Here is a 14,956-nt window from a genome sequence, read left to right as displayed (position 1 = left end):
GATCGGTACTATGAAAGCAGTATTTTTGTCATACAACCAGGCGCTGACCGACCGGGTGAACGCCATCTTCGACGAGCAGGGTATCCGCGGCTTCACCAAATGGGCCTTGACCGAGGGCCGCGGCTCGGTCGACGGCGAACCCCACTACGGCACGCATGCGTGGCCTTCGATGAACGCCTCGATCCTGGCCATCGTCGACGACGAGAAGGTGGCTCCGCTGATGGACGCCTTCCGCGAAATGGACGCTGCGACCAGGATGCAGGGGTCCCGGGCGTTTGTCTGGAATATCGAAAGCGGATTCTGATTCCGCTGCTTGCGGCGCACCTGCCGCACACCCCTCCGGCGGGGCGGACGGATCGTACTCGGGTACGATCCGTTCGCCCCGTTTTTCACGACGCCCGGCATCTGCCCCGCACGGACCGGAATCCCGGTTTCGTCGGTTCCGCGATATTCGGAGACCGGAAGCCGTATTTGAAACGTATGCGGCAATGCGGTGCGAAAAATGAAGCAATGCATCACAAAGTGCCGGGAATTGCGCTATTTTTTCTACATTTGCATCCATGAAACTCACCTTTCTGGGAACCGGTACTTCGCAGGGCGTACCCGTCATCGGCTGCCGCTGCAAGGTATGCACGTCGGCGGACCGGCGCGACAACCGTCTGCGCACCTCGGCGATGGTCGAGACGCGGGGCGTGCGCATCGTCATCGACGCCGGACCCGATTTCCGCTACCAGATGCTCCGCACGGGCGTGCGGCATCTCGACGCCATTCTGCTGACTCACGAGCACAAGGACCATATCGGCGGTCTGGACGACGTGCGGGCTTTCAATTTCGTCGATTACCCGCCGACCGTCCACAAGGTCCATATCTGGGCCGCCCCGCGGGCGCTGGAGTGCGTGCGCAAGGATTTCGACTATGCCTTCGCGCAGGACAAATACCGCGGCGTGCCGGAGATCGAACTGCACGAAATCGACATCGCAAGGCCGTTCCGTGTCGGCGATGTGGAGATCGTGCCCGTGTCGGGCCACCATTCCGAACGCTTCGAGGTCACGGGCTTCCGCATCGGGACGCTGGCCTACCTGACGGACTTCAAGACCATCGAGGACGCCGAGGCCGAAAAACTGCGCGGTACGGAGGTGCTGGCGGTCAATGCGCTGCGTTTCGCTCCGCATCCGTCGCATTTCAACCTCGCGGAGGCGCTGGCGCTGATCCGCCGCGTCGGGCCGCGCGAGGCCTATATCACGCATATGTCCCACGAAATAGGCCTGCATGCCGAGACGGAGGCGACGCTCCCGCCGGGCGTGCACCTGGCTTACGACGGGTTGGAGGTGGAAATTTAGGCTCGCATTCCGGCCGCATGCGGTAAGCTTCCGTCAAGGCGGGGGCGGGGCCGGACTTGTAGATGCGGCGGAACGCCGCGAAAACGGCGGGCGGAGATGCAAAACATGAATAAAAAAGATATGAAGACATTGGCAAATAAGGTAATCGTCATTACGGGCGCATCGTCGGGTATCGGCGAGGCGATGGCGAAGGTATACGCCGCGCAGGGCGCAAAAGTGGTGCTCGGAGCGCGCAACGTGCAGAAATTGCAGCTTCTTGCGGGCGACATCCGCGCCCGGGGCGGGCAGGCGGCCTACTGCGGGGTGGACGTGACGAAGCCCGAGGAGTGCCGGGAGCTGATCGAAACCGCCGTGCGGGAGTTCGGCGGCATAGACGTGCTGATCTGCAATGCGGGTATTTCGATGCGCGCCATTTTCGACGACGTGGACCTCGGGGTGCTGCACCGGCTGATGGACGTCAACTTCTGGGGTACGGTCAACTGCTGCAAGTTCGCATTGCCGTATCTTCAGGCGTCGAAAGGCTCCGTCGTGGGCATTTCCTCCGTCGCCGGGCTGCACGGACTGCCGGGCCGCACGGGCTATTCGGCTTCGAAATACGCCATGACGGGATTCCTCGAAACGCTGCGTATTGAGAACCTCAAAAAGGGATTGCACGTGATGATCGCCTGTCCGGGTTTCACCGCTTCGAACGTCCGCTTCTCGGCCCTCACGGCCGACGGGAAGCAGCAGGGCGCCACGCCGCGCAACGAGTCGAAGATGATGACCCCCGAGGAGGTGGCCCGCATCGTGGCGAAGGGCATCCTCCGGCGCAAACGCCTCTGCCTGATGGAGAGCGAGGGGCGCGCCACGCACTTCGTCAAGAAGTTCGCCCCGGCGTTCCTCGACCGGATGTTCTATCTGGTGATGTCCCGCGAGCCGGATTCGCCGTTGAAATAGCCTGCGGCGGCATACTGCACGGGGGTTCTTTCGGGGTCCGCTTTTTTTCGGCCGTCCCGGCGGCTTACTTCGCCAGTTCGCGCGCCACGGCCAGCGCCTTTTCGTAGTCGGGCTCGTGGGTGACCTCGGGCACGTACTCCACGTAGCGCACCACGTCGTCGCGGTCCACGACCACCACGCCGCGCGCCAGCAGGCGCAGGGAGTCGATCACGAAGCCGTACTTCATGCCGAAATCCAGCTCCCTGTAATCCGAGAAGACATGCACGCGGTCGATGCCCTCGGCGGCGCAGAAGCGTTTCTGCGCAAAGGGCAGGTCGACCGACAGCGACACGACGACCACGTCGTCGCCCAGTTTCGACGCCTCGCGGTTGAAGCGGATGTTCTGCAACGAGCAGACCGGAGTGTCGACCGACGGAAAGACGCTGTAAATGCGCACCTTGCCGTGGAAAACGTCCGACGACACGGGTTGCAGCCCCGCATCGGTGACCGTAAATACGGGGGCCGTCTCCCCCACTTTGCAGCGATTGCCGACAAGCGTCACGGGCTTGCCGCCGAAAGTTACCTTGTGATCCATAATTCGATAGTTTTTATAATCAGGTGGTTCAACGCAATTCCGATGCCACCCGGCTGCGAGCCGGATTTGCGGGACGGGACGCCGCACCGCGCCCCTCCGCATCCGGTCATCGGCCGGCTTTGATTCGCGCGACGGCCGCCGCAACCCCGGCATAGAGCGCCGGCAGGTCGACGCCCGCCACGCAGCGGTTCTCGACGACGATCCGTCCGTCGACGACCACCGTATCGACATCCGAGGCCTTGCCGCAGTAGACCAGATTCGACACCACGTCGTTGACGGGCTGCAAATGGGGTTTCTGAAGGTCCACGACGATCAGGTCGGCCAGCGCGCCCTCGCGGACGACGCCCAGTTCGCCGTCGGCATAGCCCATCGCCCGCGCGCCGTTCGCCGTCGCCAGCCGCAGCGCCTCCCAGGCCGGAAGGGCCACGGGATCGCCCGTCGCGGATTTTTGCAGGAAGGCCGCCGTGCGCAACTCCTCGAACATGTCGAGATCGTTGTTCGAGCAGGTTCCGTCCGTGCCGACCGTCACCAGCGCACCCGCGGCGCGCATCCGCTCGACGGGCGCCACGCCGCTCGATATTTTCATGTTGCTCTGCGGGTTGTGCGACACGGCGACGCCCCGCGCGGCGAGTGTCTCGATGTCGCTGTCGGTCACGTGGATGCAGTGCGCGCCGATGGTCTTCGGCCCCAGCAGTCCCAACCCGTCGAGGTGTTCGACCGAGGTTTTCCCGTACTTTTCGCGCACGATGCGCACCTCGTCCTGCGTCTCCGAGATATGGGTCATCAGATGCAGGCCGTATTTATCCGCCAGCCGCTTGCCGCGCAGGAGGTTCTCGGGCGACACGGTATAGGGCGAATGGGGCGCCAGGGCGATCTGCACCCGGTCGCATCCGGCGGCCAGCCGCACGGCCTCCTCCACCTGGGGCATCACCTCGTCGACATTCGAATCGAAGTAGTTGCAGCCCAGCATGGCGCGGATGCCCAGCCGTTCGACCGTCTCCACGCAGCGGTTTTCGAAATAGTACATGTCGACGAACGACGTCACGCCGCCCAGCAGCATCTCGACCACGCCGAGCGTCATGCCCAGCGCCACATCGTCGGCCGTCTGACGCGCCTCGAAGGGCCAGATATAGTCGTGGAGCCACTCCATCAGGGCGATGTCGTCGGCAAGGCTGCGTTGCAGGGTCATGGCCGCATGGCAGTGGGTGTTCACCAGCCCCGGCATCACGAGTTTGCCCCGGCAGTCGAACTCCCGAAGCCCGGGGTGCGCCGCGCGAAACCCCGCGGCGGCCGTTTCCGACTCCGTGACCAGCGCGATGCGGTTGCCGTCGACGCCCACCCAGCCCGCAAAGGTGCGGGGGGCGTTCCCGGCGGCCGTCATCGGCAGCACCATCGCGTTTGAAAAAAGAATTGCCATATTTCGGTTCATTATGTCATTCGGTCCCGGGCAGCGCCCTGCCATAAGCCCCCGCCGAGGCGGGGGTTTGGGGGTGGGTCAGACTTGCCAACGACGCCAAAGGCGGCGAAAGCGGCAGTCGACAGCACTGCGGGATGCCGATGACTCGTTCATATTCTTACTTATACTTCACTTTCACCTTTTCGGTCTTGACCTTTCCGCGGGGCTGCCCCTCGATCGAGTTGCCCTGCACGGTGATCACGTCGCGGCCGTCGACCGAATTGGAATAGACCTGGATCACCTTGTTGAAGGCTCCCGGCTCGCTCTTGTGGGGTTCGTAGATGATGCGGATCACCCCCGAATCGGCCGGCTCCACGGGACGCTTCGAGAACGACGCCTTGAGGCACGAACACGAAGTGATGACCCGCACCAGCACCAGCGGGGCCGTACCGTCGTTGACGAACCGGAATTCGCGGACCAGGTCGCCGCCCTTACGGGACACGTCGCCGAAATTATAGGTCGCGTTCTCCAGCCGGAGGTGCGCCCCCTTTACGGGTTTTTCGGCATAGCCCGCAGCGAACGCCAGGCAGGCCGAGAGGGTTAACAGGATATGTCGCATAGCCAAAATTTGTATTTATCCAATATCATACCAGCGGGCGGCGGGAAACCGGGTAAAAAACGGGCGCCGACCCGGCCGACCCGACGCGGGTTTCTCAAACACACCCGTTACTCCATGCGGAAAATATAGGTGATCGTGCCGCCCTGCACCGCGGCGCGGCTCTCTGTGAATCGCGCCTTGCGGGCCGCCGCTTTCGCCGCCTCGATCAGCTCGGCAGCGTCCGTCGTCGAGCCTTTGGGTTCGAACGAAGCCCCCGTGACCTTGCCCGAAGCGTCGACCGTCACGCGGATCACGACCTTGCCGCCCTTCTCGCCGGGATACGACGGCTTGGGCAGGTCGCCCACCAGTCCGCGCCCTTTCAGCCCCTGATCCAGCTGGTCCAGTCCGTCGGGGTTCAGTCCCGGACCCGTGCCGCTGGCCTTGTCCTCGCCCTCGGGAGCGCGGGGATTGCCCGCATTGTCGGGTTCGTCGGCCCCGCCCTTGTTCATCTTGAACAGCGCCTTGGGGTTGGGCGTCTGCGTCACAGGGTCCTTGCCCGCAACCTGCGCCGTCTGCTCCACGGGTGCCGCGACATCGTGCACGCGCGGCTCGTTGGCCACCTTCACGGGCGGTCTGGGCGGCTCGGGAACGGGCGGCTCGGTGAAGTCGACGAGAATCGTGTCGCCCGGCTTGTCCGTCACCGGCGAGAAATCGAACGACACCAGCGCGAACAAGCCGGCCAGCAGCACGCCGTAGACTGCCGTCGCGATCATCGCCCACCGTCGCGGGGATTTATTATCGGGATCGTAGTAATACATTGGTTTCCCAATTAAAAATTAAGAATGAAAAATTAAAAATTGCCCCTGCGCCAGGGTGGCACGGATTTCATTTTTAATTCTTAATTTTTCATTTTTCATTGAACTTATTTCGGCGAAGTCGCCAAAATAAGTTTATAATTATTGTCCTTGGCGATATTCATAACCTTCACCACCTCGTCCACCGCAACGGTCTTGTCGCAGTGGAGCGAGACGGTAGCGTCCTTCTGCCCGTCGAGCCGCGCCTTGAGCGCCCGCTCCACGCCGCCGATCGAACCCACGTCCTGCAATTCGACATAGTAACGATACTTGCCGTGGCCCGCATCCTGAACCGACACCGTGGTCATCGCCTTGTCCTTCAACTGGTTCGAACTCTTCGGAAGCATCAGTTTCAGGGCGTTGGGGTTGATCAGCGTCGTGGCGATCAAGAGGAACAGCAGCAGCAGGAACATCAGGTCGGTCATCGACGAGGCCGAGAACGATTTATCGACTTTCGATCCGTGTTTGATTGCCATAACGCGCTATTTTTGAACGGGTTGATTCAGAATGTCCATAAACGCGATCGAGTTGGCCTCCATCTGGAACACCAGCTTCTCGATGCGCGCCACGAGGTAGTTGTAGCCGAAGTAGGCCGGAATGCCGACGATCAGACCCATCACGGTGGTCACCATCGCCACGTACATGCCGCTCGACAGCAGCCCCAGGTCGACCGTGCCGCCCGCGGCGGACATGTCCATGAAGGTCTGCACCATACCTAACACCGTGCCGAGGAAACCGATCATCGGCGCGCCGCCGGCGATCGTGGCCAGGAACGGAAGGCCGTTTTCGAGTTTCGAGACTTCGAGGTTGGCGACGTTCTCGATGGCGGTCTGCACGTCGCTCATCGGGCGTCCGATGCGCTCGATGCCCTTCTCGATCATGCGTGCGATGGGCGTGTCGGTCTTCTTGCAGAGGTTCACGGCCGTCGAGATCTTGCCGTCGGAGATGTAGTCGCGGATGCGGTTCATAAAGTTCATGTCCAGCACCGAAGCCTTGCGGATGGCCATGAAACGCTCCACGAAGATAAAGATCGTCACGCCCCCCAGCGCCAGCAGCGGCCACATCAGCCAGCCGCCTTTGGTAAACAGGGTCCACAAGCCCATACGGGTCTCCTCACTTACGGCCACCGCCTCGGCAGCCTGCAAAAATGTTGTCATAATGGTTTAGAAATATTTAAGTTTACAAATTTTATCCTTCCAATTTCGTTTTCGAGCGCCGGTTTTGCAGTCTGCGCCCGCGGGGGCGCACGCGCCCCGGCCCCTCCGCCCGCGCTTTTAGTCGGGTCGTTGTTTCACGGCTCCGGCATCAAGTCGGATTCAATCACCGCAGGGACATCTTTCACTTTTCAAGCAGTCTCTGCTCTCGCTTAACCGCAAAGTTCACCTTCTATTCATCCTCTTCCTCTTTAACGTATCCGAACGGCGAAAGCGTATCCGCCGGTTCGCGCAGACGGCTCCGGTCCGCATCTTCGGCCGCCTTTTCGGCCGCGCGGGCCGTACGGCGGGCGATGCGCCGCGCCTTGCGCTTCTTGTTCGTAAAACGCTCCTTGATCCGCTGCCGCAGGTCGCGCAGGTTGTCGAAATCCTCCTTGAAGTAGACGCCGATGCCGGTCTCCTGCAAACCCTGGTTCTCGTCGAAGCGGTCGATGGTCTGCGTGAAGGCTTTCAGCTTGAGCGTCCCGGCCCGGTCGATCAGGTAGGTGATGTAGGCCTCGCCCATGAAGTTGGACATCGAACTGTTCACGGCCTGCTTGTTGTCGATCAGGTAGTTGCCCTCGACCTCGACGAACAGCCGGTTGTTGATCAGGCTCTTCGACAGCCCGAAATCGACCTCGTCGCTCGTCAGTTCCGATTTGGGCCGGTAGCGGATCACCACGTTGTAGTCGGACGACGAAAGCCAGTTGCTGACCATGTTCGACACGAACTCCAGTCCCGTGGCCGCCGACACCGAGCTGCCGATGTTCGACGAGGCCTGCGACGAGTTCTCGGACATGAAGCTGTTGAACAGCAGCAGGTAGAGGAACTGCGTGTCGACCGTCTCGGGGGTCGAGAGAGCATTGGCGATCAGGCTCTGCGTCTCGGGATCGGAGCCGGGAACCCGCACGTCGAAGGTGATCGTGGGGTTCGAAAGCCGCTCGCCGAGGTGAATGACGCACTCCACGGGAACCGAACGGTCGCCCCCGAGGTCGGCCGTGCCCTGCAGGAGGGGTTGCAGCGACGCCTTGACCTTGTACACGGCGTCGATGTCGAGCATCGCGTTCATCGGCGACCCGGTCCACTGGATCGACGAACCGCTCTCGATGGTGAAGCGTTTGTTGATGATCTGCTGGAGCGACAGCATGAAACTGCCCTCCGCGATCGTATAGTCGCCGTAGATCTCGAAAATATTGGCCTTGGGGTTGATCTGGAGGTTCAGCGCGCCCGCGCCGCGCCCCTTGACCGTGTTGCCCGCCACTTCGAGTTCGACTTCGGCGTCGGGCCGCACGTCGAGCGCGAGGGTGATCTTCATCTGGCTCCCGGCGTCGGATTTCTGGCGGTGCTTGCGCTCGAAGGAGAGTTTCTTGCGCGCCACGTCGTCGAGCGTATCGGCCTGCTCGGGCTGCTCGAAGACCACGAAATCGGCGTTCGAAATGTTCGACTTGCTCGACAGCGGCATCACGAACGAGGAGTTGCCGTCGGTCGAGGCCGTTATATCCATGTTCACCGCCCCCTTGTCGCCCGAGATGCGGGCCGCGCCCGTGGCAAAGACCCTGCCGTAGAACATGTCGTTGTTGTCGGAGTCGGTGTCGAGCACCAGCATCTGCTGCGGGGCCACGCGCACGTCGTAGGAGATATTCGAAAGGTGTTGGAGGCTCATGTCGAAATCGAACCGCCCCCGGTTGCCCCGGGGGTCGAAAATCGGGACGTTCGAAGCCCTGAACCGGTTGTTCTTCACGTTCAGCACGGCCTCGGGCATCGAGTAGGTCACCTGCGTGAAATCGACCGTGGTTTTCAGCCCCGCGACCCGGATTTCGCCTTCGAGATCGGCCTTGCGGCCCTGGCCCTGCAACGTGAGGCCGGCCGAGGCCATGCCCTCGGTCGAGGAGACGACACCCGCAAGAATCGGGTCCAGCAGCGCCATATCGAGACTGTCGACGTCCAGCCGGGCGAAATAGCGGTTGCGGTCGGGGGCGTAGAAACCGCGGATCAGCGTGTCGCGCCTGATACGGTCGGAGACCGTCACTCCGGCGCGGCTGCGGGCGAAGTCCCAGCGCGAGGCGAGGCGCATCGGCGGCGCGGGAATGTCGTTGACCTCCACGCTGTCGAGCAGGATGTCGGCCGTGATCTCGCCGCCGCGCAGCACCGACTTCATCGCCGCCGAACCGTTCGTGCGCCCCTCGATGTAATAGCCCATGCGCTCGGCGACCTGCGCGAAGGGCGCCAGGTCGAAATTATGCAGCGAGAGCGTCACCGAATCCTCGCGGCTGCGCGAGGCGACGCCGTCGAGCAGCAGCTCCTGCTCGCGGTTCATCACGTAGAACTTGTCGATCACGACCTGCGCGGTGTCGAGCAGGATTTTGCGGGCGAAAATCTGCCACGTCTTGTCGCCGCGGGTGATGTGCGAGGGAAGAATCCGCAAATCGACGACGCGGCCGTTGGGTCCGTGCTCGTCGGCCACCGCGGCGCGGAACCCGACGAGCCCCGAGACGCGGCGCAGGGTGTCGTCGAAGCCTGCCGAGAGCTGCACGCGGTTCTGCCGCGCGCCGCCCGTCAGCGAGAGGCGCGGAAGGTGCAGCACCCCTGCATAGAGATCCTCGGCCGAGGCGTAGACCGCCAGCGAGTCGCCGCGGTTCGAGGCGTTGACCGAAAGGCGCGTGGCAAGCATGCGCCGGCGCTCGATGTATTCCGACGCTGCCTTGAGCGACAACTGGTCGCTGGCCGGATTGAACAACAGTTGCAGCGACGAGCCGTCGGCGATCTGAAGTCCCGTCGACACGGCGTCGGCCACGGGGTTGAAATTGCGGATGTTGACCGACAGCAGCGAGAAGTCGTTGGCCACGGCGGCCTTGCGTTCCGAAGGCGTCTCCTCCCACTTTTCGCCGCCCAGCATCGGCAGGTATTTCCACGCGCTCCGGCGCAGGTATTCGAAGACGGTGCGGTAGCTGGTTTTCGACCGGAACGTGACGTCGGCGAAGTCCGAGCGCAGTTCCACGAACTTGCTCCGCTCGGAGTTCTCGCCCGTGACGGTCATGCTGGCGGCCGCGATCTCCTTGTCGTTGTAGCGGTAGCGGGCGTCGGTCACCTGAATGCGGCCGTTCAGATCGTCGAGCGAACGCCCTCCGGCGGCAGCGACGATGCGGCCCGAGAGCTGCGACACCGAGTCGCGGCGGTTGACGTGCAGCCGGGCTAGATCGGCGTGCCGCAGGTCCATCGTGAAGTCGTAGCGCGGCACGGAGTCGTTCAGGTCGACCGTGCCGAAGAAGTCGAAGTCGAGGTTGGGATCGCGGGCCGTGATGCGTCCGTCGAACTCGCGGTTGCGCAGGCGGCCGTCGAGCCGCAGCGAGTCGTAGACATAGCCGTTGAATCCCAGCTGCGTGACGTTGCCCACGACGTTGGCGTCGGCCACGCCCCTGCCGATCACGCCGTCGACATAGGCCGTGAGGGTGGCGTTGCCCAGCAGATCGCGGCGGTCGAGCAGCTCGCCCAGACGCAGGTTGCGCGTCTCGACATCGCCCCGCACGCTGCTCAGCCCCCCTTTGACCGGGGCCATTTTCAGGTTGCAGGAGACGTTACCCACGCCCGTCGCGGCGCCCAGCTGCATGTCGAACGACGAGAGCAGTCCCCGGAAACGGGCATTGAGGTCGATCTGCCCGGAATTGCCCAGCACGCCGACCAGCTTGTCCGAGAGTTTGCGGCCCGCGATGCCGAGGGCCAGCTCGTCCACGGCCCGGGCCGTGGAGCGCAGGCGGGGAACCGACAGGTCGAAACGGGTCTTCCGGATGTCGGGAAGCCCCTTCACCGAGGCGTCGGCCACGAGCGTCGTCCCCTCGCCGATCTGCATGCTCCTGATCCGGCCCGTGAAATCGGACACCACGCCGGCGACCTCGACGTTTACGTCGGTGAAATCCACATGCCAGTCGCGCAGCTTCGGGGCGAAAAAGGCGATGTCGTCGGTCGAAACGGTCGTATTGCGCATCGAGGCGTCGATGCGCACCTCGCCGATGAAATCCTTGTACTGCGCCCACGAGTCGCCCGCCAGCGAGACGAACGGAAAGTTGACGTTCGAACGCGGCGTGATGATCGAGGCGTTCTCGAAGCCCAGACAGCCCTGCGTCATGTAGAACCGCCCGGCCAGGTGGTTCAGCACGAAGCCGCTGCGTTCGCGGGCCGAAAAGGCCGCAATGGAGGTGTAAATGGCCTGCCCGTCGATCGTGAAATCGTCCACGCGGGCCGTGATGCCGTAGAGGTGCATGTGCGAGAAGTCGATGCCGTGCTCCGGATCGCGATGGTCGAGCCGTTCGAGGCAGAGGTCCATGTTCTCGATCGAGGCCTTCTTCAGCGAGAGGCGGAAATTGCCCTTCTTGGGTTTGTCGGGGTCGGAAATGCGGTCGACGATCTGTTTGATGTTCATCTCCCCGCCGGGCGTCTGCCGCAGGTAAAGCCTCGCGTCGGCGATCTCGCCGCGGCTCAGCTCCAGCCCGCCGCCGAAGATGCCGAAACTCGTGATGAAGGCGTCGAGCTTCCCGACGTAAAGCAGCGTGTCGCGCTGGTAGTCCTCGACATAGAAGCCCTTGACCCTGACCTTCGAGAAGATGCCGATGTCCACGCGGTCGATCGACACGGTGGTCTCCAGCTTGCGCGAGACGAAGCGCGCGGCCCTGTGCACCGCGTAGTTCTGCACGGCGGGAATGTCGAGCAGCAGCGAGAGCGCCACGGGAACAATTATCAGCAACAAAACCGCCGCCGAGAACACCTTTCCCAATATTTTTATACCTTTGCGCATCAGGACTCCTATATAACCTGCAAATTTAGCGAAAATAGTTAAAAAACAATTATAATTCCGGATGGATATTACAATTCTCGGCATCGAATCCTCGTGTGACGACACCTCTGCCGCCGTGCTCCGCAACAACGTCCTGCTGTCGAACGTCATCGCCTCGCAGGCGGTTCACGTCAAATACGGCGGCGTGATCCCCGAACTGGCCTCGCGGGCCCACCAGCAGAACATCATCCCCGTCGTGGACACGGCGCTCAAGGAGGCGGGCGTCGCCGCCGACCGGATCGACGCCATCGCCTTCACGCGCGGCCCGGGGCTGGTCGGATCGCTGCTCGTGGGCGTGTCGTTCACCAAGGGGCTTTCGATCGCCCGCAACATCCCGATGGTCGAGGTCAACCACCTTCAGGGGCACATCCTCTCGCACTTCATCGACCTTCGGGACCGCACGCTGCCCCATCCGGACTTTCCGTTCCTGTGTCTTCTGGTGAGCGGCGGCCACACGCAGATCGTGCGCGTGGACTCCCCGCTCGAAATGGAGATCATCGGCACGACGATCGACGACGCCGCAGGCGAGGCCTTCGACAAGTGCGCCAAGGTGATGGGGCTGCCCTACCCGGGCGGTCCGGTGATCGACCGTCTGGCCAAGGAGGGCGATCCGAAGGCATTCCGCTTCGCGCATCCCCGCGTCGAGGGCTACGACTATTCGTTCTCGGGCCTGAAAACCTCGTTCCTCTACACGCTGCGCGACGCCGTGGCCGCAGACCCCGACTTCATCGAGACGCACAAGGCCGACCTCTGCGCCTCGCTGCAAGGGACCATCGTCGAGATTCTGCTCGACAAACTCATCCGCGCCTCGAAGGAGACGGGCATCCGCGACATCGCCATCGCGGGCGGCGTCTCGGCCAACTCGGGCCTGCGCGACGGCATCGCCGAAGCGGGCCGCCGGCGCGGCTGGCGAACGTTCCTTCCGGAGTTCAAGTTCACGACCGACAACGCGGCGATGATCGCCATGGCGGGCTACTACCGCTACCTGCGGGGCGACTTCTCGTCGCTCGACGTCTCGCCCGTGGCGCGGCTCGAGGAGTTGTAAGCTACTCACTCACAAAAAAAATAATTTATGCAAACATCCAGATTCATGCGGGTCCTTTCGGGGTTGCTGCTGTCAGTTTTCGCCGTCACCGGCCCAACCGCCTGCAACGACAACAACGACAAGAACACCGCGACGCTGACCGTCAGCACAGACGACCTCGTACTGGGCGGCGAGGCCGGGGAGTCCGAAACCTTCACCATCACTACGACCGCCGCGTGGAAGGCCGTCCCCTCGGGCGAAGGCTTCACGCTCGACAAGACCGAGGGCACGGGTGACGCTACCGTCCGCGTAACCGCCGCCGCGGGCAACTGGGACGGCTATGTGAAGCAGCTGGGCAGCATCGAGATCGCGGCCACGAACGTCGACGGAGTGAAAACCGTCAGCGTCAGCCAGGACGAAATCACCCCGGTGCTGCCGTCCGAGGTAACCCTGGTGGCCGATTTTACGCTGGGAGCTTCGGTCGCCACCCCCGAGCTGCCGCCCTATTCGACGGATAACTTCACGACCGGGCGCCATGAGTACACGATCGGCGGCTACACATTTGCCATTTTCGTCGATCCGGACGAGGGCGGCAAATTCTACTGGCTCGACAACAAGCAGTTCAGCCCCTCCATTCCGGATCCGGCCCAAGGACTGTTTTTCAGCAAATTAGGCGCATACGTCGAATTCCCGGCCATCACCGGCAAAGTTCTTTCGGAGGTTCACTACCTGCCCACGAGCCAGCAGAACGACGTCAGCCTCGACCTGTTCGGCGCCGACGATTCGGAACCGCAGTATACGCTCGATTACGGCGACGACGGCACATGGTCCTACACACTGATCGACGCCCGGGAGAACCTGCGTTACCGCATCGAGATCACCAACAAGAAAAACGCGCAGCTCGCCAAACTCAAACTCGTCTACGCCGCGGCGAAATGACGCACGACATCCGGCAAAGACAAACCCCTCCCGGCCAAATGGCCGGGAGGGGTTTGTCTTTATTGGGAGGCGGCGGATCACTTCGCGCCGAAGAGTTTTTCCCGGAGCGAGAAGCCTTCGCATTTCGCGGCGAAGCTGTCGTACTCGGTGCGGAGCGATGTCATCAGCTCCCGGACCGACTGAATCTTCTCGGCACGCCAGGCGTTCGAGCCGCAGAAGGCGTAGCCGTTGCGGAGCTTGCCCTTGAAAGCGTTGTAGAGGGCCAGCATGATGCAGTAGGGGCTGTGCGTCACGTCGCACGTCTTGATGCAGTCGAACGGACACGCCTTGGGGACCTTCAGGCCCTCCTTCACGCGGTCGAGGAACGAGTTGCGGATGGCCCGGCCCGGCATGCCGACGGGGCTTTGGATGATCTCGATGTCCTCCTCGTGCGCCTCGATGTAGCTCTGCTTGAAAGCCGGATCGGCGTCGCACTCGTCGGTGGTGACGAAGCGCGTCCCCATCTGCACGCCGTCGGCGCCCAGCGCCATGATGCGGTAGATGTCCTCGCCCGTATAGATACCGCCGCCGGCGATCACCGGAATGCTGCAGTTGTGCTCGGCCTCGAAAGCACGGACCTCGGCCACGATCTGCGGAACGATGGCTTCGAGCGAATAGTGCTCGTCGGAGATCTGGTCGGCCTTGTAACCCAGGTGGCCGCCCGCCTTGGGACCCTCGACCACGATGGCGTCGGGGATGTACTTATATTCCGAGAACCATTTCTGGCACAGGACCTTCGCGGCGCGCGCCGACGAAACGATCGGAGCCAGTTTGGTCTTGGCGTCTTCCGTGAGAAACGACGGCAGGTTCAACGGAAGCCCCGCACCCGAGAAGATGATGTCGGCCTTCTCGGCGATGGCGGTCTTCACCATGTCGGCGAAGTTGGACATGGCGACCATGACGTTGACGCCGATGATGCCCTTCGTCGCTTCGCGGGCCTTGCGAAGCTCCTCCTTCAGCCCCCAGATCGAGGCGGTGCGATAGTCCTTCGAATAGTTGTTATAGATCGCCCCGAGACCGGCCGACGAGATGACGCCGACACCGCCCTGATTGGCCACGGCCGATGCCAGGCCCGCAAGGGAGACGCCTACGCCCATACCGCCCTGAACGATGGGCATGGAGGCGCATAAATTTCCGATTTTCAATGATTTCATGCTGTTTACTTAAAAGAATAAGTGACGTAACGGGGTACAAGGTACGGAAAATCGGAGCGTTTGGTTCCGCGCGGGAACATA

Annotated in this window: 13 protein-coding genes; 5 read left to right on the top strand and 8 right to left on the bottom strand. The window is 62.5% G+C overall.

The features are described 5' to 3' along the window. Positions 1-10 precede the first annotated feature (10 nt). The 3 genes from NQ492_RS12975 (at position 11) to NQ492_RS12965 (ending at position 2,276) form a co-directional block, all read left to right on the top strand. A complete protein-coding gene (locus tag NQ492_RS12975) occupies positions 11-304 on the top strand; it encodes a PG0541 family transporter-associated protein (protein ID WP_044053917.1) in 294 nt (97 codons plus the stop codon). 256 nt (positions 305-560) lie between these two features. After that, positions 561-1,340, top strand: a complete 780-nt coding sequence (locus NQ492_RS12970) for an MBL fold metallo-hydrolase (RefSeq protein WP_015545785.1) — start codon at positions 561-563, stop codon at positions 1,338-1,340. Positions 1,341-1,460: 120 nt separating this feature from the next. Further along, positions 1,461-2,276 (top strand): SDR family oxidoreductase, encoded by an 816-nt coding sequence (locus NQ492_RS12965; protein WP_044054638.1) that lies wholly within the window; start codon positions 1,461-1,463, stop codon positions 2,274-2,276. A gap of 64 nt (positions 2,277-2,340) precedes the next feature. Here NQ492_RS12965 and tpx read toward each other — a convergent pair whose 3' ends face one another. From tpx to NQ492_RS12930, 7 genes are all read right to left on the bottom strand, one after another. After that, the gene (gene tpx, locus NQ492_RS12960; protein ID WP_015545783.1) at positions 2,341-2,850 is read right to left on the bottom strand and encodes a thiol peroxidase; all 510 of its coding nucleotides are present in this window, start codon (positions 2,848-2,850) and stop codon (positions 2,341-2,343) included. A 106-nt stretch (positions 2,851-2,956) separates the two neighbouring features. After that, entirely contained in the window at positions 2,957-4,267 is a 1,311-nt protein-coding gene (locus tag NQ492_RS12955) for an amidohydrolase (protein ID WP_044053916.1), read from the bottom strand. A gap of 157 nt (positions 4,268-4,424) precedes the next feature. Beyond that, complete coding sequence (locus NQ492_RS12950; protein WP_015545781.1) at positions 4,425-4,865, bottom strand: DUF1573 domain-containing protein; 441 nt, start codon at positions 4,863-4,865, stop codon at positions 4,425-4,427. A 107-nt stretch (positions 4,866-4,972) separates the two neighbouring features. Next, positions 4,973-5,662, bottom strand: a complete 690-nt coding sequence (locus NQ492_RS12945; protein WP_172633798.1) for a TonB family protein — start codon at positions 5,660-5,662, stop codon at positions 4,973-4,975. A gap of 104 nt (positions 5,663-5,766) precedes the next feature. After that, positions 5,767-6,174, bottom strand: coding sequence for an ExbD/TolR family protein (locus NQ492_RS12940; RefSeq protein ID WP_015545779.1), 408 nt, complete (start codon positions 6,172-6,174; stop codon positions 5,767-5,769). Between the two features lie 6 nt (positions 6,175-6,180). Continuing rightward, entirely contained in the window at positions 6,181-6,855 is a 675-nt protein-coding gene (locus NQ492_RS12935) for a MotA/TolQ/ExbB proton channel family protein (protein WP_022061887.1), read from the bottom strand. A gap of 229 nt (positions 6,856-7,084) precedes the next feature. Continuing rightward, positions 7,085-11,680 (bottom strand): translocation/assembly module TamB domain-containing protein, encoded by a 4,596-nt coding sequence (locus NQ492_RS12930; RefSeq protein WP_259872923.1) that lies wholly within the window; start codon positions 11,678-11,680, stop codon positions 7,085-7,087. A gap of 61 nt (positions 11,681-11,741) precedes the next feature. On the opposite strand from NQ492_RS12930, the gene tsaD reads away from it, so the two are divergent. Continuing rightward, entirely contained in the window at positions 11,742-12,764 is a 1,023-nt protein-coding gene (gene tsaD, locus NQ492_RS12925) for a tRNA (adenosine(37)-N6)-threonylcarbamoyltransferase complex transferase subunit TsaD (protein WP_015545777.1), read from the top strand. A 27-nt stretch (positions 12,765-12,791) separates the two neighbouring features. Further along, positions 12,792-13,682, top strand: coding sequence for a BACON domain-containing protein (locus NQ492_RS12920; protein WP_157359438.1), 891 nt, complete (start codon positions 12,792-12,794; stop codon positions 13,680-13,682). Between the two features lie 77 nt (positions 13,683-13,759). On the opposite strand, the gene NQ492_RS12915 is transcribed toward NQ492_RS12920, so the two are convergent. Next, entirely contained in the window at positions 13,760-14,875 is a 1,116-nt protein-coding gene (locus NQ492_RS12915) for an NAD(P)H-dependent flavin oxidoreductase (RefSeq protein ID WP_044053914.1), read from the bottom strand. Positions 14,876-14,956: the final 81 nt, after the last annotated feature.

Origin of the sequence: Alistipes shahii WAL 8301 (assembly GCF_025145845.1) — a bacterium.
Lineage (GTDB): Bacteria > Bacteroidota > Bacteroidia > Bacteroidales > Rikenellaceae > Alistipes > Alistipes shahii.
The sequence above is the reverse complement of the archived record's forward strand: the minus strand, read 5'-3'. Positions and strand labels throughout refer to the sequence as shown.

Coding starts and splice junctions, on each gene's coding strand:
- NQ492_RS12975 (WP_044053917.1), top strand. CDS start 11: ATGAAAGCAGTATTTTTGTCATACAACCAGGCGCTGACCGACCGGGTG.
- NQ492_RS12970 (WP_015545785.1), top strand. CDS start 561: ATGAAACTCACCTTTCTGGGAACCGGTACTTCGCAGGGCGTACCCGTC.
- NQ492_RS12965 (WP_044054638.1), top strand. CDS start 1,461: ATGAAGACATTGGCAAATAAGGTAATCGTCATTACGGGCGCATCGTCG.
- tpx (WP_015545783.1), bottom strand. CDS start 2,850: ATGGATCACAAGGTAACTTTCGGCGGCAAGCCCGTGACGCTTGTCGGC.
- NQ492_RS12955 (WP_044053916.1), bottom strand. CDS start 4,267: ATGGCAATTCTTTTTTCAAACGCGATGGTGCTGCCGATGACGGCCGCC.
- NQ492_RS12950 (WP_015545781.1), bottom strand. CDS start 4,865: ATGCGACATATCCTGTTAACCCTCTCGGCCTGCCTGGCGTTCGCTGCG.
- NQ492_RS12945 (WP_172633798.1), bottom strand. CDS start 5,662: ATGTATTACTACGATCCCGATAATAAATCCCCGCGACGGTGGGCGATG.
- NQ492_RS12940 (WP_015545779.1), bottom strand. CDS start 6,174: ATGGCAATCAAACACGGATCGAAAGTCGATAAATCGTTCTCGGCCTCG.
- NQ492_RS12935 (WP_022061887.1), bottom strand. CDS start 6,855: ATGACAACATTTTTGCAGGCTGCCGAGGCGGTGGCCGTAAGTGAGGAG.
- NQ492_RS12930 (WP_259872923.1), bottom strand. CDS start 11,680: ATGCGCAAAGGTATAAAAATATTGGGAAAGGTGTTCTCGGCGGCGGTT.
- tsaD (WP_015545777.1), top strand. CDS start 11,742: ATGGATATTACAATTCTCGGCATCGAATCCTCGTGTGACGACACCTCT.
- NQ492_RS12920 (WP_157359438.1), top strand. CDS start 12,792: ATGCAAACATCCAGATTCATGCGGGTCCTTTCGGGGTTGCTGCTGTCA.
- NQ492_RS12915 (WP_044053914.1), bottom strand. CDS start 14,875: ATGAAATCATTGAAAATCGGAAATTTATGCGCCTCCATGCCCATCGTT.